The sequence below is a fragment of the Elongatibacter sediminis genome (assembly GCF_037892215.1).
Lineage (GTDB): Bacteria > Pseudomonadota > Gammaproteobacteria > Xanthomonadales > SZUA-36 > Elongatibacter > Elongatibacter sediminis.
In genome coordinates, this window is the sequence record NZ_JAZHOG010000009.1 from 117,752 (window position 1) to 138,001 (window position 20,250).

Below are 20,250 nucleotides of genomic sequence, written 5' to 3' on the forward strand. Positions count from 1 at the left end.
CACCACCTTGTGGTAGTAATCCGGATGCGACGTATCCGTGCGTTTCATTTCCTGAGCTGGCCCTGCCGCGCGTCGCGCAAACCGTAAATTCGCCGCAAGGATAACCTTTTTATCACGCATTTGTAACCGTTTGAGTGCTCAAATTATCCCGAGAGCGCAGTTTTTTCGGGTCAGCGCCCCACGCAGGGGACTGCCGGGCGGTTACGGGCCGGTACAATGAGCCCTCTGAGACCATTGCCATCGACAGGAGTCCCCGCCATGCGCCTCGCCCGCAATCTGCCGTTCATCCTTGCCCTGCTGCTGACCTCCGCAGCGACGCCCACCGCGGCCAGCGAAGACGCGGTCACCATCGCCCGGGAGTGGCGCAAGTCGCATGAACAGGCCATTGTCCAGGATTTCGTCACCCTGCTGTCGATCCCCAATGTCGCCAGTGACACCCCAAACATCCGCCGTAACGCCGAGCACATTCTGAGCCTGTTGCCGTCACGCGGATTCGAGGCCCGCCTGTTGGAAGCGGACGGCGGACCGCCAGCGGTCTTCGCCGAACGGACGACCCCCGGCGCGGAGACCACACTGCTCATTTACGCCCATTACGACGGCCAGCCGGTAAATGCGGCGGATTGGGCCTCCGACCCGTGGACGCCGGTGCTGCGCGACGGCCCGGTGGAGCTGGGCGGTGAGCCCGTGCCGCTGGAAGCGCCCTTCGATCCCGAGGCCCGCCTGTTCGCGCGCTCGGCGGGTGACGACAAGGCCCCGGTCATCGCGCTGCTCACCGCCCTGGACGCACTCGATGCGGCGGGCACGCCGCTGTCGGTAAACCTCAAAATACTGTTCGACGGCGAAGAGGAGGCAGGCTCGCCCCATCTGCCGGCCATCCTGGAGCGCCACCGTGATCTCGTCGCCGCGGACCTGTGGCTGTTCTGCGACGGCCCTATGCACCAGAGCCGGCGCCCGCAGATCAATTACGGCGTGCGCGGCGCGTGGGGCTTCGGGCTCACGGTCTACGGCGCCAATCGCCCGCTGCACAGCGGCCACTACGGCAACTGGGCGCCCAATCCCATCATGCGTCTGATCGAACTCATCTCGTCGATGCGCGATGGCGAAGGCAATATTCTGGTCGCCGGCTACGGCGATGAGGTCGTACAGCCCTCCCTGAGCGAACTCGAAGCCGTCAACGCCGCGCCCCCGGTGGACGAGGGCCTGGTGCGCGAACTGGGCATCGGAGCACCCGAAACCGATGATCGCGTCGAACTGGCCATCATGCGGCCGGCCATGAACCTGCGCGGCATCCGCTCCGGCGATGTGGGCGAGGCCGCGCGCAACAGCATCCAGACCGAAGCCACCGCTTCCATCGGTTTGCGGCTGGTACCGAACCAGACACCGCAATACCTGCGCGAGGTGATCGAACGGCACATCCGCGGGCAGGGCTATCACATCGTGTATACGCCACCGACAGCCGCCGAGCGGGCGGAGCACGACCGCATCGCGCTGCTGGACTGGACCGAGGCCGGCTATCCGGCCTACCGGGCACCGATGGATCTGCCGATTGCACAACGAGTCGCGGCCATCGTCGACGCGGTGGCGGACGGTCAACTGGTGCACCTGCCCACGATGGGCGGCAGCCTGCCGCTCAAACTGGTGTACGAAGCGGTGGAGACGCCGATCCTGATTCTGCCGATCGCCAACCACGACAATAATCAGCACGGCGCCAACGAGAATCTGCGCCTGCAGAATCTCTGGGACGCCATCGAGGTCTATGCGGCGGTGATCACGGAACTCTGACACCGGGCTCTTTGGTTTGATCGCTGTTTGGGTAGTATTTCAGTCCTGACATTGATGCTGCAATGGGGGCTGCCGCGGCTAGTGAAGGTGTTCATCACTCGGAAGTCCGCGGCCCCGGTTCTGGCGAACCGGGGCTTCCCTCGCCACTGAGCGGTCTTGACGGGGTCGGCCGTACAGGCCATCCCTGGCCTGGACGGCCTCAATTGGGCTTCCTGCCCAATTGACCCCTGACCACTCAGTGACTCGGCGCTCCCACTCGCGATGAACACCTTCACTAGCCCCAGCAGCCTTTGATTGCTGAATTGGTCCGACGTGCTTTTCTTACCTTTTGCTCCTGCCAGCCCTGCTGGCTTGTCCAGACCAATATGCCCAAGCTGGACTCCTTCACCTGAGCGCCCCCCTTAAACCCGGTACTGCACAGGGGACGGGTGGGTGCATGCTGTTCGGGCGTGAGTGGGAGCGCCGAGTGGAGCAACCGCCCGGGGACGATTGGGCGGGAGGCCCAATCGAGCCCATCCGGGCCAGGGAGGGCCCGTATGGGCGGCCCCGATCAGGCGGTTGCGGAGCGAGGGAAGTTTCGGTTCGAAAGAACCGGAACCGCGGACTTCCGAACGACCGGGCGGTGTGCACTCGCCCGTCCCCGGTAATCCAGGTGAGCGTTGCGCTCTTAATGAGTGCGGAACCGCTCAGGCAGTGACAAGTTCATCCAGGGCGGAGATCAGGCGGGAAACCTCGTCCTCTGAGGTGTAATGCACCAGCGAGGCGCGCACCGCACCGTCCTTCGGATCGATGCCCAGCGCCTCGACCAGCCGGTACGCGTAGAAATCCCCCACGCCCACCCCAAGTCCGCGGTCGGCCAGCGCCTGCCCCAGCCAGGAAGAGGGCATGCCCTCGACCGTGAAGGAAACGGTGGGCGCCCGTTCCCGGGCGTCGGCACGGCCAATGAGACGAATTCGCTCATGGCTGGCCACGTAATCGAGCAGGGGCTGAACACGTTCGATCTCCCGGGCGCGCAATCGATTGCGGATGTCAATGGCCTGCTCGGCTGGCTCGGCTGATTCGCCGCCATGATGCCGGTAGAGCGCTTCGAAGTAATCGATCACCCCGTTGACCGCGGCAATCTGCGCATGGTCCGGGCCGGCCGGAGTGAACCGCGCGGTGGGGTTTTTGGCGTTGAAGAAATGGCCCTGGTTGGGGAGTTCGGCATTGAGATCACCGGCCAGGTACATCACCCCCAGGTGCGGGCCGTAAACCTTGTACAGGGAGAACAGGTAGACGTCGGCGCCGAGTGCCCGCAGATCGGGCAGGCCGTGCGGGGCGTAGGAGACGCCGTCGACGATGGCCATCGCCCCGGCCTGCTGGATCCGCCGCACCCAGTCACGCGCCGGATTGATGGTGGCCACCAGATTGGAGCAATGAGTAAAGGCGACGGCGCGGGTGCGGTCGGTCAGGACGGCCTCGAGACCCGCCAGGTCGAGTTCGCCGGTTTGTGGATCGACGGACCATTCACGTACCACGAAACCCTCGTCCTCCAGGCACCGCCAGGCGCCGATGTTGGCTTCGTGGTCCTGGTTGGTCACGACAATCTCGTCACCCGCCCGGAAATGCCGCCGCAACGCCTGCGCGAGCACATAGACGTTCTGCGTGGTCGACGGGCCGAAATGCACCTCATCGGAATCGACATTCATCCAGGCGGCCAGGCGCTGGCGTGCCGCGTCCATCTCCTCGCCGGCGGTGCGCGACGGCGCGAAGGCGTAGTAGGGCTGCACCTTGGTCTGGCGGTAATAGCGATTGAGCCGATCGATCACCGGTGCGCAGGCGTAGGAACCACCGGCGTTCTCGAAGTGGGCGAAATTCGCCAGGCTGTCCTCGGAGAACGCCGGAAAGCCAGCGCGCACGAACTCGTCATCGAGTGGCCACGCGGCGGTCCCGGCTGGCACGGTCTGGCTGCTCACGGGAGCGATCAGGCCTTCAGGCCGGCCAGGGTGACGTATTTGATTTCGACGTACTCGTCGATGCCGTATTTGGAGCCTTCGCGGCCCATGCCGGATTCCTTGACTCCGCCGAACGGCGCCACCTCGGTCGACAGAATGCCGTCGTTGATGCAGACCATGCCGTATTCCAACTCCTCGGCGACGCGCCAGACCCGGCCGAGGTCGCGGGCGTAGAAGTAGGCCGCCAGGCCGTATTCGGTCGCGTTGGCCAGTTCGACCGCCTCGTCCTCGGAGCCGAACTTGAACACCGGCGCGATCGGCCCGAAGATTTCCTCGCGGGCGAATTCCATGTCTGCGGTGGCGTCACGAACCACGGTAGGCTCGAAGAACAGGCCACCCAGTTCGTGGCGGCCACCACCCTCGGTGACCGTGCCGCCCTTGTCCAGTGCGTCCTTGAGCAGATCCTCGACCTTGTCGATCGCGCTGGGCGAAATCATCGGGCCCACGTTTACGCCTTCCTCCTCTCCGCGACCGATCTTCAGGTCGGCCACGGCCCGGGAGAATTTCTCGACGAATTCGTCGTACACGCCGTCCTGCACGTAAATCCGATTGGCGCACACGCAGGTCTGGCCGGCGTTGCGGTACTTGGAAATGATGGCGCCCTTGACTGCTTCGTCGATGTCGGCGTCATCGAACACGATGAACGGCGCATTGCCGCCCAGCTCCATCGAGACTTTCTTGACGGTGCTTGCGCACTGCTGGATCAGGGTCTTGCCGACCGCGGTCGAGCCGGTGAAGGAAAACTTGCGTACCAGCGGGCTCTCGGTCAGTTCCTTGCCCACATCGCGTGACCGGGTGGTCGTGACGATGTTGAACACACCCGCCGGAACACCGGCGCGACCGGCCAGTTCGGCCAGCGCCAACGCCGAAAGCGGCGTTTCCGAGGCCGGCTTGATCACCACCGGGCAGCCTGCCGCCATGGCCGGGGCCGCCTTGCGGGTAATCATGGCATTGGGGAAATTCCACGGCGTGACCGCCGCCACTACGCCAACCGACTGCTTGATCACGAGGATGCGCCGGTCGGGCAGGTGAGTTGGAATGACATCGCCGTAAATGCGCTTGCCTTCCTCGGCGAACCATTCGATGAACGAAGCGCCGTACAGGACTTCGCCAGCCGACTCGGCCAGGGGCTTGCCCTGTTCGGCCGTCATCAGGCGGGCCAGATCGTCCTTGTGCTCGACGATCAGGTCGAACCAGCGGCGCAGAATCGCGGCACGATCCTTGGCGGTGCGTTCCCGCCAGCCTTTCCAGGCGGCATTGGCGGCGTCGATCGCACGGCGGGTTTCGGCCACGCCCACATCCGCCACCTTGGCCAACAGGCCATCATCCGCCGGGTTGGTCACCTCGAATTCCGCACCGTCGTCGGCACCGATCCATTCACCGTTGACGTAGGCCTGGGTGCGCAGCAGGTCGGGGTCGTCGAGCTTCACAGAGGTCTTGATCCGGTCCAGCATGATGTATTCCTGTATTGGTTGGTCGGGTTGGTTCGCTTATGGCAAAACTGGCTGCGGCCCAGGTAAAAGTCAATAGCCGGGGCGGGCGAACATTTCTAATAACTCCCATGTGTCTGGTTCATCTTGGACCGACCCGGTAGCCGGGACGGCGTTACAATGGGGTCGAAGCGCCGCGGGCGCGGCAGCGTTCCGCGGCACGCACAAGCACACGGAAATCGGATGAGCAAGAAACTGAACCTGGATTTCGACACGTTGCGGGCGCAGATCGTCGGCTGCGACGCGCCCATCAGCACGCCCTTCGGCAAACGGCTGATGGTCTACGCCGACTACACGGCCTCCGGCCGGTGCCTGGGTTTCGTCGAACGCTACCTGCAGCAATTGCAGCGCATTTACGCTAACTCACACACCGAGGACGACATTTCCGGGCGGTCCATGACCCACCTGCTCGAAGAGTCTGAACAGTCCATCAAGCGCTCGGTGAATGCCGGCGACAGCGGCCGCATCGTGCCGGTCGGTTCCGGCGCCACCGGGGCCATCGACAAATTTCAGCAAATCGTCGGTGTGATGCTTCCGCCAGCCACCCGGCAGAATCTTTGTCACCTGATGGACGAAGCCATCGGCAGCGAGCGGCGCGAGGCTTTCGAGGCCTTCGTTGCGGAACACCAGCCGGTGGTTTTCGTCGGCCCCTACGAACACCATTCCAACGAGGTGTCCTGGCGCCAGGGCCTGTCCACCGTGGTCGAGGCGCCGCTGGCCGATGACGGCGGCATCGACATCGCGGCGCTGGAGGAGCTGTTGCGTGACCCCCGTTACCAGGGCCGGATGCGTATCGGTTCCTTCTCCGCGGCCTCCAACGTGACCGGGATGATATCGCCGGTGCACGAGATCGCGGCGCTGTTGCATCGACACGACGCTGTCGCCTGCTTTGATTACGCGGCCAGCGCACCGTACGTGAAAATCGACATGAATCCACCGCAGGACCAGTATGACGGCGATGCCTCACTGGACGCGGTGTTCATCTCGCCGCACAAGTTCCTCGGCGGACCGGGCTCCTCCGGCATACTCGTTTTCAATGAGCGGCTGTACCGCTCCGACCTGCCGCCGACGGTGGGCGCGGGCGGCACGGTCGATTACGTGGGCCCCACCAGCCAGGACTTCATTCGCGACATCGAAGAACGCGAGAAGGCCGGTACGCCCGGCGTGTTGCAGATCCTCAAGGCGGGGCTGGCGTTTCAGATCAAGGACGCGATGGGCGTGGAAGCCATCGAGCAGCGCGAGTACGCGCTGATCGGGCGCCTGTTTCAACGCTGGCAGGATCACCCGCAGATCGAGATCCTCGGCAACCCCGACCCGGATCGGCGCATCGGCATCATTTCCTTCAACCTGCGCGATCATGCCGGCAAGTACCTGCATCCGAAGTTCGTGACCACCCTGCTCAACGATCTGTTCGGCATTCAGTCGCGCGCCGGCTGTTCCTGCGCCGGCCCTTATGGGCACCGGCTGCTCGGCATCGACAACGACACCTCCGAGCGCTACCGCAAGTGGATCCGGCAGGGCTATTCGGGGATCAAACCCGGCTGGTGCCGCATCAGCCTGCACTACACCATGGACGACAACGAGGTCGAGTTCATCACCGAAGCGATCGAGTTCGTCGCCGAACGGGGACATCTGTTTCTGCCCCTGTACCATTTCGACCTGGCGACCGGCGCCTGGACCCATAAAGAGGGTGAGGTGGTCCTTGAGCCGTTTTCGCTGGATGCCGCGCTGGATTGCTGCGGCCCGACACCAACCTCGCTGGACGCGGCCGAACGGGCGATGCGCTACGCGGATTACATGCTCGAAGCCCAGCGCATTGCCGCGAGCCTGGCGCGTGACGCTGAAGGGCCGGAACTGAAGCTGGATGAAGAACTCGAGCAGTTGCGCTTCTTTTCCATTCCCAGCGCCTGTTCCCGGGAGTCGTGAGCGGTTGCGGACGTCCTCGGCAATGAGCCCTTGCCACCACGCGTCGTGAATACCAGCGGGACGAGGCCTGCGCCCGACCGGCGCCTGGACGCCCGCGATCTCGACTGCCCGCAGCCGGTGATCGAGACGCGCAAGGCCATGCGTGATCTCCAGGCCGGGCAGGTGCTGGAGGTGCTTAGCACCGATCCGGCCTCGGAACTGGATTTCGAGGCCTATTGCCGCATGGCGGGGCACGCCTTGATCGAATTCGAGGAGCGGGACGGAGTTTTTCGCTTCCTGCTGCGTCACTCAGGATGAGGGTGTCTCCCCGCCAAACGCGTAATATGCGCCGGCCCTGTTATATTAGAAGAAATTACATTAGAATTTATTTATCTAGCACTGCATCCGATACCGGAGCCCATACCATGATCCCAAGCAACCCGACGCCGGCCCCTGTTTCCTCCCGCCTGTGCCTGCTTTTGATTCTCACCCTGTTGACCGTCACGGCTTGCGCGATCAACAACCCGCCGCCGGAACGCGGTACGTGGATCGATGTGCGCACCGCGGCCGAGTACGATGACGGACATGTCTCTTTCGCGCACCATATTCCGCATCAGGACATCCTGGCCGGCGTTCGCGAGCTCGGACTGGCCCGGGACGAACCCATTCTCGTTTACTGCGGCAGCGGCCGCCGGGCCGGTCTCGCACGCGATACGCTGCTTGCGGCCGGATACACGGACGTCGAGAATCTCGGTGGCATCGATGATGCACTGGAGCGCGCCGGTGAGGACACCGCGCAAGCCGGTGAATCCGCCGGCGACTGAAGCCGGGCGGCATCGGCACAGCCATGGCTGATCCGGCACCGGCCAACCGCGCGGACGAGAATTTCTTCGACCGCCTTGTCGCCTACGCGCTGCGTGGCGGCACACCCCTGACGATTTTCATCATCGCGCTGCTGGCCGGCGCCGCGGCCCTGTATCTGACGCCGCGCGAGGAAGAACCGCAGATCGTCGTGCCCATGGTCGACGTACTGGTTACGGCACCCGGGCTCAGCGCCGATCAGGTGGAACGCCAGGTTTCCGTTCCGATAGAAAAGCTGCTGACCCAGATTCCCGGGGTCGAGCACATCTATTCCACCAGCCTGACCGGGCGTTCCTCGGTCACCTTGCGCTTCCACGTCGGCGAGGATCGCGAAAAATCCATACTCAATACCTACACGAAACTCTATTCCAATCAGGACGAAGTCCCCGAGGTGGTGACGGATTGGGTGGTGCAACCGGTCGAGGTGGACGATGTGCCGATCCTGCTGCTGGCGCTGTGGAGCGAGGACGCGGAACGTTACGATGCGTACGAACTGCGCCGGCTGGCCGATGAGCTTTCGACATCGCTGAAGCAGATCGACCAGAGCAGCGAGGTCCGGGTCACGGGAGGACGGCCGCGCACGGTGCGCATTCTGCTCGACCCGGAGAGCATGGCCGCGCGCAAGACGACCGCGCTGGAAGTCGCCCAGGCGCTGCAGTTGTCCAACCAGCTCCTCAGCGCCGGCGACTGGACCTTCGGTGACCAGTCACTGGTACTCGAGTCCGGCGATTTCATTCGCGGTGTCGAGGAGCTGCGGAACCTGGTCGTCAACGTGATTGACGGCACGCCGGTCATCCTGCGCGATATCGCAACCGTGGTGGACGGGCCGGCGGAAGTGGATCAGTACACCTGGATCGATTTCGCCGAGGATGCGGCCGAGGGCGGGACCGATGCCGGACGCCCACGCAGCCGACTGCCGATGGTGGCCATCAGCATTGCCAAGCATCGCGGCAGCAATGCGGTACGGGTGGCCCGCGATGTGCACCGGCACCTGGACGGGTTGCGGCGTGAGGTGCTGCCGCCGGAGATTCATATCGAGGTGCTGCGCGATTACGGCGACACCGCCAACGAAAAGGTCAACAACCTAGCCGCCAGCCTCGGCTTCGCCATCATCACCGTGGTGGTATTCATCGGTGTTTTCCTCGGTCTGCGACCGGCCCTGGTGGTGGGCCTGGCCGTTCCCATCTGTTATGGCGTCACCCTCGCCCTGGACCTGGCCTTCGGTTACACCATCAACCGGGTCACCCTGTTCGCGCTGATTCTGTCACTGGGCCTGCTGGTCGACGACCCGATCACCGGCGTCGACAACATCGAACGCTTTCTGCACCGTGCCGGCGGCAGCCTCAAGCGGCGCATCGTCGACGCGGTGGCCGAAATCCGCACGCCACTGCTGATGTCCACCCTGACCATTGTGCTGGCCTTCGTCCCGCTGGCTTTCATCACCGGCATGATGGGTCCTTACATGGCGCCGATGGCGTTCAACGTACCGGTCAGCGTGGGCGTCTCCACGGCAGTGGCCTTCCTGGTCACCCCCTGGCTGGCCAGTCGGCTGTTGCGAGTCGACTCGAGGACCGGCGGCGATGCCGCGGCGGCCCACGCCGGGCCCGATCCCACTCGAATGAAGGTCTACCGCGCCGTGGTCGGCCCGCTGCTGGAACGGCGGGCGCGGGCGCGCTGGGTATTGTGGGGCGTGCTGGCGTTGTTCCTGGCGGCAGCCGTGCTGCCCGCCCTGCGCCTGGTGCCCTTGAAGCTGTTGCCGTATGACAACAAGAACGAGGTGCAGATCGTCATCGACATGCCGGAGAGCAGCAGCCTGGAGCGCACCGCGGCCCTGGCCGGGCAGGTGGCCGATCGCGCCCTGAAGCTGCCGGAAGTACAGGCGGCGGCCGCTTTCGTCGGCCTCGCCTCACCAATGGACTTCAATGGCATGGTGCGGCGCTACTACCAGCGCACCGGTGCGCATGTCGCCGACCTGCGTTTGAAGCTGATCGACAAGGCCGACCGCGAACACCAGTCACACGCGGTGGTGCTGCGCCTGCGCGAGCTGCTGGAGCCGCTGAACCGCGACGGAGCCTCGATCAAGGTGGTCGAGGTGCCGCCCGGCCCGCCGGTGCTCAGCACCCTGGTGGCCGAAGTGTACGGCGGGGATCTGGTGCCCTATGAACGCCAGCGCGCGGCGGCGGCAGAAGTGATGGATCGTTTGCGCGCCGAGCCGCTGGTGGTCGAGGTGGACTCGACGGTGGAGCATCCGCGGGAGCGCCGCCGTTTCGTCACCGACAAGGAGAAAGCTGCCTTGTCCGGTATTGCCACCGAGGACATCAACCAGACCCTGTCGATGGCGAATGCGGGACTGGTCGTCAGTTACCTGCAACTGCCGCACGAGGCCGCCCCCCTGCCGATCGAGCTGCGCCTGCCGGTCGCCGATCGGGCCGATCCGGGTGATTTTCTGCGTTTGAGCATCAAGGGACGGGCCGGCATCGTGCAGGAAAGCACCGACGCCGGACTGGACAGCGGACCGCAGCCGCTGGTGCCGCTGGGCGAGCTGGGGCGTTTCGAAAGCCTGCCCGCCGACCAGGCCATCCACCGCAAGGATCTGCGGCGGGTGGTTTACGTCACCGCCGAGTTGAACGGCCGCACGCCGGGTGAGGTGATCACCGATCTGCAGGCGGATTTCGTCGACGGGGCGGAACCGGCAGCAGAGGAATCCGGCGGCCAGCGGGCCTGGGACCAGCGCAGCTATCTGCGGCCGGGCGGCGGGCTCGACTGGACGGTGCCTGAGGGTACCCGCGTGTCATGGTCCGGCGAGGGTGAGTGGCGCATCACCATCCGGGTGTTCCGTGACATGGGCCTGGCTTTCCTGTTCGCGTTGAGCGCGATCCTCGTGGTGCTGCGCCTGCAGACCGGATCCACCGCGCTGGCCCTGATCATCATGTCTTCCATTCCGCTGACCATCATCGGCATCATGCCGGGCTTCTGGCTGATGAACGGCTTTGGCGAGCGGGTGGTGGCCAATGCACCCGACCCGGTACTGTTCACGGCCACCGCGATGATCGGCATGATCGCTCTGGCCGGCATCGTCGTGCGCAATTCGCTGATCCTGGTGGAATTCATCACCCAGGCCCGGAGTGGCGGTCTGCCCTTGCGCGAGGCGCTGCTGCAGGCCGGATCGGTGCGCATGCGACCGGTACTCCTGACCGCGGGCACCACCCTGCTGGGCAACCTGATCATTACCCTGGATCCGGTGTTCAGCGGGCTGGCGCTGGCCATTATTTTCGGCATCGTGGCCTCCACGGCATTTACCCTGCTGGTGGTCCCCGTGGTCTATCTGCTGGTGTTCGAGGCGACCGACGACGCCGAATCACCCGCGAGTGTCACCGCACCTGGAGATTCGAGGGTCTGAACCATGCGTACACGAACCATCCGAATAGTGCTCCCGATTGCCGCCGTGGCCGCCTTGCTGCTGGTGGTCGCATGGATGGCGGGAGTTTTCCGCGACAAGGTGGAGCCCGGCTCCGGGTCCGCGACCACCGGCGCGCCGCCGGCCGGCTCGATTGAAGTGAGCGAGGTGGAAACGGCCCTGACCGAACCGGTGCCGGCGACCATCAGCGCGCGCCAGGCCACGACGATATCCTCGCGCATCATCGCCCGCATCACGCGCATTCACGTGCGCGCCGGTGACACCGTGGAAGAAGGCCAGTTGCTGCTCGAACTGGAGCGTTCCGACCTGGAATCGCGCTTGTCGCAGGCCGAGGAGCGGGTCCGATCGGTGTCCGCCCGCCTCACCGAGGCCCGTCTCAGCCTGGAACGGGCGGAAAGTCTGCAGGCACAGGGCCTGGTTTCCCGTGCCGCGCTGGACGAGGCCCGTGCCACCCACGACAGCCTCAATGCGGAACTCGCCACCGCCCGGCGCACCGTCGATGAGGCGCAGGTGGCCATCAGCTATACCCGAATCCGCTCACCCATCGACGGCCGCGTCATCGATCGTTTCGCGGAACCCGGAGATACCGCGTCACCGGGTACCCGCCTGCTGTCCCTGTACAATCCCTTGTCACTGCGCATCGAGGCGGCGGTTCGCGAGAGCCTCGCGCTGCCACTCGTCCTCGGCCAGGAAATCGAAGTGGAAATCCCCGCGCTGCAGCAGCGGCTCACCTCGCGCATCGAAGAACTCGTTCCCGCAGCCGACCCCGGATCGCGCAGTTTTCTGGTCAAGGCGCAGTTGCCATACCGGGACGACCTGCTGCCGGGCATGTACGCCCGGCTGATGATTCCCGCCGGCACGGTCCAGCGTATTCTGGTGCCGGCCGACTTCGCCGTCGCCTACGGGCAATTGAACATGGTCTGGGTGTGGACGGACGGTGCGGCGGAGCGGCGCTTCGTGCGCCTGGGCCAGGCCGACGGTAGCGGCCGGGTGGAGGTGCAGTCCGGACTGCGGCCGGGCGAAGTGCTGGCGCCGCCGCCGAATTGATCCCGGGCGAGTCCGGCGCAGTAGGCTAGTCCGCCTCGGGGCCGGTGCCCGCGACGAGCTCCGCCAGGCTGCGGTTGAATGGCGTGCGCAGGTAAGCGGTGCCGTTGGGGCCGGGTGGAGGCGGCGCGCCGGCGCGAATGTTCACCTGCACCGACGGCAGGATCAGGCGTGGCAGGTCGAGACCGGCATCCCGCTCGTTGCGCATGGCCACGTAATCGTCGCGGTGGGTATCCGCGGAAATGTGGATGTTGGACCGGCGTGATTCCGCGACCGTCACCCTGCATTGCGGTTGATGGCCTTCACCGGGATAGTCATGGCACAGGAACAGCCGGGTGTCGTCGGGCAGGGCGTGCAGGCGGACGATGGAATCGTAGAGTGTTCCGGCGTCGCCACCGGGAAAATCACAGCGCGCGGTGCCGTAATTCGGAGCGAACAGGGTGTCGCCGACAAAGGCGGCATCGGCGACCCGGTAAGTGACACTGTCGCTGGTGTGGCCGGGCGTTTCCATGACGGCTATCTCTTGACTACCCAGCCGGATGACATCGCCTTCGTCGACCAGGCGGTCGAACTGGCGCCCGTCGGTGCTCAGGTCGGTGAAGTCGAAGACCCGTTGAAAGGTTCGCTGCACCGCGCGGATACCGCGGCCGATGACCACCCGGGCACCATGCTTGCGGCGAACGTAATCGGCGGCCGTCAGGTGGTCGGCATGCGCGTGGGTTTCCAGCACCCATTGAATCCGTGCGCCGCGCTCATCCGCGGCATTGAGAATGGCGTCAACGAACGACGTGTCGGTCAAGCCGGACACGGGGTCGAATTCCAGTACCGGATCGACCAGCGCGGCGGCATGTTCGCCGGGGTCCACGAGCAGGTAACTCCAGGTGCCGGTTTGCGGTTCGTAGAAGGGCAGGATATCCATTCGGTCTTGTTTCCCGGGTCGACAACCCCATCGGTCACAGGCCCCATCGTGAGGATCTGTCAGCCCATCGAGGTATTTAAGATGATTGTAATTTAGCGGACCTGGAAATAAAATTCACCCATGAAAGCCGCCGCTCCCGCACCCCTCGCCGACCTCGATTTCGAGACCATGCAGCGGCATGCCTCCGAGGCGGTTTCCCTGCTCAAGGGACTGGCCAATGAAAGCCGCCTGATGATCATGTGCGTGCTGAGCGAAGGCGAGCAGTCGGTCGGCGAGCTCAACCAACGCATCCACCTCAGCCAGTCCGCCCTGTCGCAGCACCTGGGTGTTCTGCGCGAACAGGGTCTGGTGCAGACCCGCCGCGAAAGCCAGACCATCCACTACCGCCTGGCCAACACCCCGGCCCTGGGCATCGTTCGGGAACTGCACCGAATCTACTGCCGCTGACCCCGTTGCGGCCGGTCCGGTTCTGATCGTCCCGGCCTCGTCGGCGACAAGCGGCCGTCCAGGCGATATCCGGTGCGGCGCATCATCTGGCCCAGCACCAGGAAACCGAGCGACAACGCCAGCGCAAAGCCCCATTCGATGCTGTTTTCGATGCGATCCATGCGGGCTGGATCGGTGACCAGCAGTCGCTTGGCGACCGAGGCCAGTCCCCCCAGCCACTGCAAAGTGACCAGCGCCAGCAACCCGGCCACGGCGGAGCCCGGAAGGGGTGATTGAGGCAGTTTGCGCAGCGGCCACAGCGCGTGGACCAGCAGCAACTGGGCCAGGGCCGTCAGGCCGAAGTAGACCGTCACCCCATAGCGGCGCAACCAGCCGTACCACGGACCTTCGGTACCAAGCCAACCCACGTACAGCACCAGGAACAGAGCGCCGATGAAACCGGTCCAACCCACGCGGCGTGCCGCCGCACCGGCCGCGCCGTTCAACTGGCGCAACCAGTGACTCGTCAGCAGCCAGGTCAGCGCCAGCAGCGCCGCGAGCGGCAACATCATCGCCCGGAACAGCGCCAGCCCGGGACCGGAGCGAACCGCCCGGCTGACCGAAACGCACCCGTCCCAGTACGGGAAGCAGCGGTATTCGGCGGCCAACGGCTCCGCGCCGGCGAACCAGTTGAGGACGTAAGCGAGGTGGGCGGCGAGTATCGGCAGCAGTCCGCAGAGAAAGGCCAGGATGTGTGGCCGCCACGCCTTCACGGCTTCACTTGCCGATACAGAAACTGGCGAAGATCGCTCCCAGCAGATCATCGGGCATCATCTCGCCGGTAAGTTCGCCCAGCGCCTGCTGGGCCAGCCGCAATTCCTCGGCCAGCAATTCGGCGGCACCTTCATCGACCAGCCGGGCCCGGCCCTGGGCGACATGCCGTTCGGCCCGCCGCAGGGCATCCACATGGCGCTGGCGGGCGGAGAACCCCCCTTCGGTCTGCTCCCCCGCACCGACGGACTCGCGAATGGCGGCCTTCAGCGAATCCAGGCCGGCGCCGGTTCGGGCCGAAACCACCGTGGCGGGCACGGCGGTCGCCGGCACGGTCTGGTCGCGCGTCATGCGGTCGGACTTGTTGAAAACCACCCGGGCGCGTTCCAGGTCGGGAAACTCGTCCAGCAGCGCCAGCTGCGGGTCGGGTGCCTCGGTAAGATCCACGACCAGCAGGGCCAGGTCGGCGCCGGCCAGAACCGCGCGGGCGCGCCGCACCCCTTCCGCTTCGACCCGGTCGCCGGTTTCACGCAGTCCCGCGGTATCCGCCAGGTGCACCGGAATGCCGTCGAGGTCGATCCATTCGCGCAGAACATCCCGGGTGGTGCCGGGAATTTCGGTGACGATGGCCCGGTCGGCGCCGGCCAGGGCATTGAGCAGGCTGGACTTGCCGGCGTTGGGCTGCCCCACGATGGCCAGTTCGATGCCGTCCCGCAGGATTCGGCCCTGCCGGGCTTCCGCCAACAGTGCGTGGATGGCTCCGGCGGTTGCTTCGAGACGCTCCACCACGTCGCTGTCTGCCAGGAAGTCGATTTCCTCGTCCGGAAAATCAATGGAGGCCTCGACGAACACGCGCAGAGCGGTCAATCGTTCCTGTACCTCGTCAACCCGCTGCGAGAACACGCCCGACAGCGACCGCTGCGCCGCGCGGGCCGCGGCCTCGGTTCCGGACGCCACCAGGTCCGCGATGGCCTCGGCCTGCACCAGGTCGAGCTTGTCGTTCAGGTAGGCCCGTTCGGAGAACTCGCCGGGCCGCGCGGGACGGGCGCCGAGCTCAACCAATCGCCGCATCATTCCCGCCAGCACCACGGGTCCCCCGTGCCCCTGGAGTTCGAGCACGTCTTCACCGGTAAAGGAATGCGGGGCGGGGAAGTACAACGCGAGGCCGGTGTCGATGGGCGTCCCGCCGGCATCGGCAAAGCTCGTGTACACGGCATGGCGCGGCGCCGGCAGGCGGCCGCAAACGGCCCGTGCGATGGCGGCGGTGGCGGGACCGCTGACCCGAACCACGCCGATGCCGCCCATGCCCGGCGGAGTGGCGACGGCGCAGATGGTTTCACGGTCGGCTGGCTCCGGCGACGGTGCGGCCGGCTGTCGAGCGGGCTGGTCACCAGGTTGACCGGGGGAATTGAAGCCGTTTGCGCTCATGCCATCAGCTTACTGGAACGCCCGCGGCCGAAGCCAACGCCGCGAATATCCAGCACCGCGAACTCCGGTGTCAGGCGTGTGCTTGCGCGGTTCTCAGTTGTCCGCGGCGGCGATTTTGCGCGTGATGTAGAGCTGTTGGGCCAGCGACAATCCGGCGTTGGTCGCCCAGTACAGCACCAGGCCGGCCGGGAAGAACGCGAACATCACCGCGAACACGACAGGCATCAGATTCATCATCTTGCGCTGGAGCGGGTCCATGCCGGCCATCGGCGTCAGGCGCTGGGTCGCGATCATGAAGCCCGCATTCAGTGCCGGCAGGATGAAGTAGGGATCACGCACGGACAGGTTCTGGATCCAACCCACGAACGGCGCCTGGCGCAACTCGACCGATTCCAGCAAAACCCAGTACAGCGCGATGAAGATCGGAATCTGCACCAGTATCGGCAGACAGCCACCAAGCGGGTTCACTTTCTCCTTCTTGTACAGCTCCATCATGGCCTGGCTCATGCGCTGGCGGTCATCGCCGTAGCGCTCTTTGAGCTGCTCGATGCGCGGCTGCAGTTTGCGCATGCGCGCCATGGAACGGTACTGGGCTTCGGTCAGCTTGAAGAACGCCGCCTTGATCAACACGGTCAGCAGCACGATGGCCCAGCCCCAGTTGCCGACCAGCGCGTGGATGTGCGACAGCAGCCAGAACAGCGGCTTGGAAAACACCGTGAAAATGCCGTAGTTGACCGTGTGTTCCAGCCCCGGGGCGACTTCCTCGAGTTCTTCCTGCAGCTTGGGCCCGAGATAGAGCCGGCTGACGAATTCTCCGCGTGCGCCGGGCTGGATGGTTTGCGCCGGTGCGACCGCGCGCGCGAGGTAGCGCGGCCAGCCGTCGGGCGCGATCTCCTGGGTCGAGTAGGCCACCGTAACATCGGCTGGCGGAATCCAGGCGGCGAAGAAATAATGCTGGATCATCGACAGCCAGCCGCCACTGAAGGTCTTGTTGAAAGGGTCGTCGGCGACGTCGTCGAACGCGACTTTTTCGAATTTGTCCTCGGGACTGTAGAACGCGATCCCGGTAAAGGAATAGGTGCCCGGATTGGTGTACGTACGCTCGGTGTCCTCGTCGGTGATCGAACGCTGCAACTGGTCGTATCGGCTGCCCGTCCACGGCGTGGCTGACTGGTTCTCCACCTGGTCGTGCACGGCCAGTTCGTACGCGCCGCGGCGCAGCACGAAGGTTCGTGTCACCCGGATCCCGTCGCCGGAAGTCCAGCTCAGGGGTATGCGCAGTTCGTCGGCACCGTCGGCCAGCACGTATTCCCGTTGCTCGGCCTGGTAGGTCGTCGTGTGGTTGGGTGCGGGTCTTTCGGACAACAGTCCCGATTGCGCAATGAACAGGTGGGGTCCCGCGCGCCGCAACAGCTGCACCTTGTTTTCCGGCTGTTCCAGGGTCACCGGGTAGTTCAGTAACTGCGCGCTGACCACGGAACCGCCGACCAGGTCGATCTCCATGGCCAGCACATCGGTACGCACGGTCACCACCGGGCTGGGTGACGTTCCGCTGGCGGGTCTCGATGCCGACATTCCGTCAGCCGTCTGGCTGGCCGCTTCATCGCCGGGAACCACCGGAGCGGCGTCCGGCGGCGGCAGGTCGGATGCGCCCCCGGGAACGGAAGGCAGACCGTCGGCCGAGACCGTGGCGCTACCCGTGGCCGCCGGTGCTTCCGGGGCGGCCTGTTGCGCGCCGAACTGCGGTCCGTAATCTTTCTGCCACTCTACCCACAGCATGCCACCGAGAACCAGCAGTCCAATGAGTAATACGGGTCGGAGATTTGCCATGTTCAGGGCCTGTTAACGCTTGCGGTTAGCCGAGTCGGCGGTCGATTCGCGCCCAGTGGCGCTCCAGGTGTTCGCGCAAAATCTGATTCGATATGGTGACCGCCGCGCGGCGGGGCAAGACCACGAAGTCGGCCGGCTGAGGGTCCGGTCCGGTCGTATAGTGCCGGCGGAAACTCTCCCGGATGATGCGCTTGAGCCGATTACGCTGGACCGCCCGGGGATCGACCTTGCGGGACACCGCCAGACCGAGCCGGGAGCACGAACTCTCATTGACGCGCGCGAGCACCTTGAAGCACCCGTCCGCCGAAACCACCGGCCGGCGGAATACCTGACTGAACTGGCTGGCTGAAGTCAGCCGGGACCGGCGGGGCAGGGTCATGCGGGTTGCCGTCCCTCACGCAGGGCGATCGTATCAGGCGCTTGCCGCTGCGTGCTTTGACTTACCGGACTTACCGGATCGTCAGGCACTCAGCCGCTTGCGGCCTTTGGCGCGGCGTGCGGCGATGATGGCGCGACCGCTGCGGGTTGCCATGCGGGCGCGAAATCCGTGACGCCGGGCCCGTTTGAGTCGGCTGGGTTGAAAGGTACGTTTCATGTCGGCTTGTCCTCTGGTTCCTTCTTGCCTTCCAAGGCGCCGCCCGGAAAAGTCGTTCCGGCCACAGCGCCCGTCCCGGCGTGCGCAACAGCGCTTCGCAAGACGTTCGGCACAAGAGGCGAATTGTAACTGCCCGCGCGGTCTGCGACAAGTTCAGCGGGTACACCGGGCCACCGTCTGGCGAAGTTATCCACAGCGCGCTAGACTTGTCGCCCCCCGGCGTGTTTGTGGTACCTGTTGACCCATGCAATCGACCGAACCGACCTGCTGTTTCGCCTGAACCGATGGCGCAGAATCATTGGCAAACCTGCATGGCGCACCTGGAGCGCGAGCTCCCCGCCGAAGACTTCAATACCTGGATCCGGCCCCTGCAACCCCGTTCATCGAAGGGGCAGACCGTTCTGTTCGCACCCAATGGCTATGTCCGTGACTACATCGCCCTGAATCACCTCGAACGAATCCGCGACATTTTCGAGCATCTGGGTGCTTCACGCGACTCCGTGGCGGTGGAGGTGTTGAGCAGCCGCGATCCCGACACCCGGAAAACCGGCGGGCCCGTGCCGCCTCGCCGGGCGTTCGATACCGGTCTCGACAGCCGCTATCGCTTCGACAACTTCGTCCAGGGCAAATCCAACGAGCTGGGTTACGCCGCCGCGCAACAGGTGGCGCAGAAGCCCGGCCTGGCTTACAACCCGCTGCTGCTCTACGGCGGCACCGGCCTGGGCAAGACCCACCTGCTGCACGCCGCCGGCAACCTGATTCACGAGCACAACCCCGAAGCCAAGGTGTTGTACCTGCACTCGGAGCGCTTCGTCAGCGAGATGATCCAGGCCCTGCGCCGCAACAGCATCGAGGATTTCAAACAACACTACCGCTCGGCGGCCGCGTTGTTGATCGACGATATCCAGTTTTTCGCCGGCAAGGATCGCACCCAGGAAGAATTCTTCCATACCTTCAACGCGTTGCTCGACAGTCAGCAGCAGATCATCCTGACCTGTGACCGCTACCCCAAGGAAGTCGACGGGCTGGAAGCCCGGCTGCGTTCACGCTTCGGCTGGGGTTTGACGGTATCCATCGAGCCGCCGGATTTCGAGACGCGGGTGGCCATCCTGCTGAACAAGGCCCAGGAGCGGGGCGTGGCGCTCGACGAGGCAGTGGCCTCGCTGATCGCCCGGCGCATCCGGTCCAATGTGCGCGACCTGGAAGGCGCGTTAAACACTTTGTGCGCCAACGCCCGCTTCACCGGCAGGCCGATCAACGAATCGTTTGCCCAGGAAGTGCTGCGCGACCTGCTGCTGGTGCACGATCGCCTGATCACCATCGAGAATACGCAGAAAACCGTGGCGGAATACTACAACCTGCGGGTCGCGGACCTGTTGTCGCCGCGCAAAACGCGGAACATCGCGCGGCCGCGCCAGATGGCAATGGCTTTGAGCAAGGAACTGACCGAGCACAGCCTGCCGGAAATTGGCGAGGCCTTCGGCGGCCGCGACCATACCACGGTCTTGCACGCATGTCGTAGAATTGAGGAACTGTGCTCCACGGACGGAAGAATTCGTGAAGACAAGGCCAAGCTGGTTCGCCTGCTGACCGCATGAGCCGGCCCGCCATTCGAGGGTGAACATCAGTCCGGGCGAAGCCGGGGACAAATGGGTGATATAAGTCTGTAAGAGCTGTGGATAACTCGGGTATGAAATTCGTTCACCGATTCATCCACAGGTGATCCACAGGATGGCGGACTGGTTACGGACAGGGTTTATAATTATATAATCCATTGAAAAATAAGA

General features: G+C 64.8%; 16 protein-coding genes. 8 read left to right on the top strand and 8 right to left on the bottom strand.

Going from position 1 to position 20,250, the window contains the following annotated elements:
- Positions 1-258 precede the first annotated feature (258 nt).
- A complete protein-coding gene (locus V3330_RS13795; protein ID WP_354696019.1) occupies positions 259-1,782 on the top strand; it encodes a M20/M25/M40 family metallo-hydrolase in 1,524 nt (507 codons plus the stop codon).
- Between the two features lie 686 nt (positions 1,783-2,468).
- On the opposite strand, the gene V3330_RS13800 is transcribed toward V3330_RS13795, so the two are convergent.
- The gene (locus tag V3330_RS13800; protein ID WP_354696020.1) at positions 2,469-3,737 is read right to left on the bottom strand and encodes an aminotransferase class V-fold PLP-dependent enzyme; all 1,269 of its coding nucleotides are present in this window, start codon (positions 3,735-3,737) and stop codon (positions 2,469-2,471) included.
- 8 nt (positions 3,738-3,745) lie between these two features.
- A complete protein-coding gene (locus V3330_RS13805; protein WP_354696021.1) occupies positions 3,746-5,230 on the bottom strand; it encodes an NAD-dependent succinate-semialdehyde dehydrogenase in 1,485 nt (494 codons plus the stop codon).
- Positions 5,231-5,449: 219 nt separating this feature from the next.
- On the opposite strand from V3330_RS13805, the gene V3330_RS13810 reads away from it, so the two are divergent.
- The 5 genes from V3330_RS13810 to V3330_RS13830 all read left to right on the top strand — a co-directional run bounded on the left by V3330_RS13810 (position 5,450) and on the right by V3330_RS13830 (position 12,497).
- Positions 5,450-7,192: an aminotransferase class V-fold PLP-dependent enzyme gene (locus tag V3330_RS13810; protein ID WP_354696022.1), complete on the top strand. Its 1,743-nt coding sequence runs from the start codon at positions 5,450-5,452 to the stop codon at positions 7,190-7,192.
- A 30-nt stretch (positions 7,193-7,222) separates the two neighbouring features.
- Complete coding sequence (locus V3330_RS13815; protein ID WP_354696023.1) at positions 7,223-7,489, top strand: sulfurtransferase TusA family protein; 267 nt, start codon at positions 7,223-7,225, stop codon at positions 7,487-7,489.
- Between the two features lie 107 nt (positions 7,490-7,596).
- Positions 7,597-7,995, top strand: a complete 399-nt coding sequence (locus tag V3330_RS13820) for a rhodanese-like domain-containing protein (RefSeq protein ID WP_354696024.1) — start codon at positions 7,597-7,599, stop codon at positions 7,993-7,995.
- 23 nt (positions 7,996-8,018) lie between these two features.
- Complete coding sequence (locus tag V3330_RS13825; protein ID WP_354696025.1) at positions 8,019-11,432, top strand: efflux RND transporter permease subunit; 3,414 nt, start codon at positions 8,019-8,021, stop codon at positions 11,430-11,432.
- 3 nt (positions 11,433-11,435) lie between these two features.
- The gene (locus V3330_RS13830) at positions 11,436-12,497 is read left to right on the top strand and encodes an efflux RND transporter periplasmic adaptor subunit (RefSeq protein ID WP_354696026.1); all 1,062 of its coding nucleotides are present in this window, start codon (positions 11,436-11,438) and stop codon (positions 12,495-12,497) included.
- A gap of 25 nt (positions 12,498-12,522) precedes the next feature.
- Here V3330_RS13830 and V3330_RS13835 read toward each other — a convergent pair whose 3' ends face one another.
- Positions 12,523-13,413 (bottom strand): MBL fold metallo-hydrolase, encoded by an 891-nt coding sequence (locus V3330_RS13835; protein ID WP_354696027.1) that lies wholly within the window; start codon positions 13,411-13,413, stop codon positions 12,523-12,525.
- 120 nt (positions 13,414-13,533) lie between these two features.
- Here V3330_RS13835 and V3330_RS13840 point away from each other — a divergent pair, with 120 nt between their 5' ends.
- Positions 13,534-13,860, top strand: coding sequence for a metalloregulator ArsR/SmtB family transcription factor (locus V3330_RS13840; RefSeq protein ID WP_354696028.1), 327 nt, complete (start codon positions 13,534-13,536; stop codon positions 13,858-13,860).
- Here V3330_RS13840 and V3330_RS13845 read toward each other — a convergent pair.
- From V3330_RS13845 to rpmH, 5 genes are all read right to left on the bottom strand, one after another.
- A complete protein-coding gene (locus V3330_RS13845) occupies positions 13,848-14,612 on the bottom strand; it encodes a hypothetical protein (RefSeq protein ID WP_354696029.1) in 765 nt (254 codons plus the stop codon). The two genes, V3330_RS13840 and V3330_RS13845, sit on opposite strands and share 13 nt — an antisense overlap.
- Positions 14,613-14,616: 4 nt before the next feature.
- Positions 14,617-16,038, bottom strand: coding sequence for a tRNA uridine-5-carboxymethylaminomethyl(34) synthesis GTPase MnmE (mnmE, locus tag V3330_RS13850; protein WP_354696030.1), 1,422 nt, complete (start codon positions 16,036-16,038; stop codon positions 14,617-14,619).
- A gap of 93 nt (positions 16,039-16,131) precedes the next feature.
- On the bottom strand, positions 16,132-17,868 hold the full coding sequence (gene yidC / locus V3330_RS13855) for a membrane protein insertase YidC (protein ID WP_354696031.1): 1,737 nt from the start codon (positions 17,866-17,868) through the stop codon (positions 16,132-16,134).
- 25 nt (positions 17,869-17,893) lie between these two features.
- Positions 17,894-18,247 carry a ribonuclease P protein component gene (gene rnpA, locus V3330_RS13860; protein WP_354696032.1) on the bottom strand — a complete coding sequence of 118 codons (354 nt, stop codon included), beginning with the start codon at positions 18,245-18,247 and terminating at the stop codon, positions 17,894-17,896.
- Positions 18,248-18,328: 81 nt separating this feature from the next.
- The gene (rpmH, locus tag V3330_RS13865) at positions 18,329-18,463 is read right to left on the bottom strand and encodes a 50S ribosomal protein L34 (RefSeq protein ID WP_354696033.1); all 135 of its coding nucleotides are present in this window, start codon (positions 18,461-18,463) and stop codon (positions 18,329-18,331) included.
- A gap of 284 nt (positions 18,464-18,747) precedes the next feature.
- On the opposite strand from rpmH, the gene dnaA reads away from it, so the two are divergent.
- The gene (gene dnaA / locus V3330_RS13870; protein ID WP_354696034.1) at positions 18,748-20,061 is read left to right on the top strand and encodes a chromosomal replication initiator protein DnaA; all 1,314 of its coding nucleotides are present in this window, start codon (positions 18,748-18,750) and stop codon (positions 20,059-20,061) included.
- The last annotated feature ends 189 nt before the right edge of the window (positions 20,062-20,250 follow it).

Excerpts from the sequence above, each read along its gene's own strand:
- V3330_RS13830 (WP_354696026.1), top strand. The coding sequence starts at position 11,436 with ATGCGTACACGAACCATCCGAATAGTGCTCCCGATTGCCGCCGTGGCC.
- mnmE (WP_354696030.1), bottom strand. The coding sequence starts at position 16,038 with ATGAGCGCAAACGGCTTCAATTCCCCCGGTCAACCTGGTGACCAGCCC.
- V3330_RS13820 (WP_354696024.1), top strand. The coding sequence starts at position 7,597 with ATGATCCCAAGCAACCCGACGCCGGCCCCTGTTTCCTCCCGCCTGTGC.
- dnaA (WP_354696034.1), top strand. The coding sequence starts at position 18,748 with ATGGCGCAGAATCATTGGCAAACCTGCATGGCGCACCTGGAGCGCGAG.
- V3330_RS13795 (WP_354696019.1), top strand. The coding sequence starts at position 259 with ATGCGCCTCGCCCGCAATCTGCCGTTCATCCTTGCCCTGCTGCTGACC.
- rnpA (WP_354696032.1), bottom strand. The coding sequence starts at position 18,247 with ATGACCCTGCCCCGCCGGTCCCGGCTGACTTCAGCCAGCCAGTTCAGT.
- V3330_RS13835 (WP_354696027.1), bottom strand. The coding sequence starts at position 13,413 with ATGGATATCCTGCCCTTCTACGAACCGCAAACCGGCACCTGGAGTTAC.
- V3330_RS13810 (WP_354696022.1), top strand. The coding sequence starts at position 5,450 with ATGAGCAAGAAACTGAACCTGGATTTCGACACGTTGCGGGCGCAGATC.
- V3330_RS13840 (WP_354696028.1), top strand. The coding sequence starts at position 13,534 with ATGAAAGCCGCCGCTCCCGCACCCCTCGCCGACCTCGATTTCGAGACC.
- yidC (WP_354696031.1), bottom strand. The coding sequence starts at position 17,868 with ATGGCAAATCTCCGACCCGTATTACTCATTGGACTGCTGGTTCTCGGT.
- V3330_RS13805 (WP_354696021.1), bottom strand. The coding sequence starts at position 5,230 with ATGCTGGACCGGATCAAGACCTCTGTGAAGCTCGACGACCCCGACCTG.
- V3330_RS13825 (WP_354696025.1), top strand. The coding sequence starts at position 8,019 with ATGGCTGATCCGGCACCGGCCAACCGCGCGGACGAGAATTTCTTCGAC.
- rpmH (WP_354696033.1), bottom strand. The coding sequence starts at position 18,463 with ATGAAACGTACCTTTCAACCCAGCCGACTCAAACGGGCCCGGCGTCAC.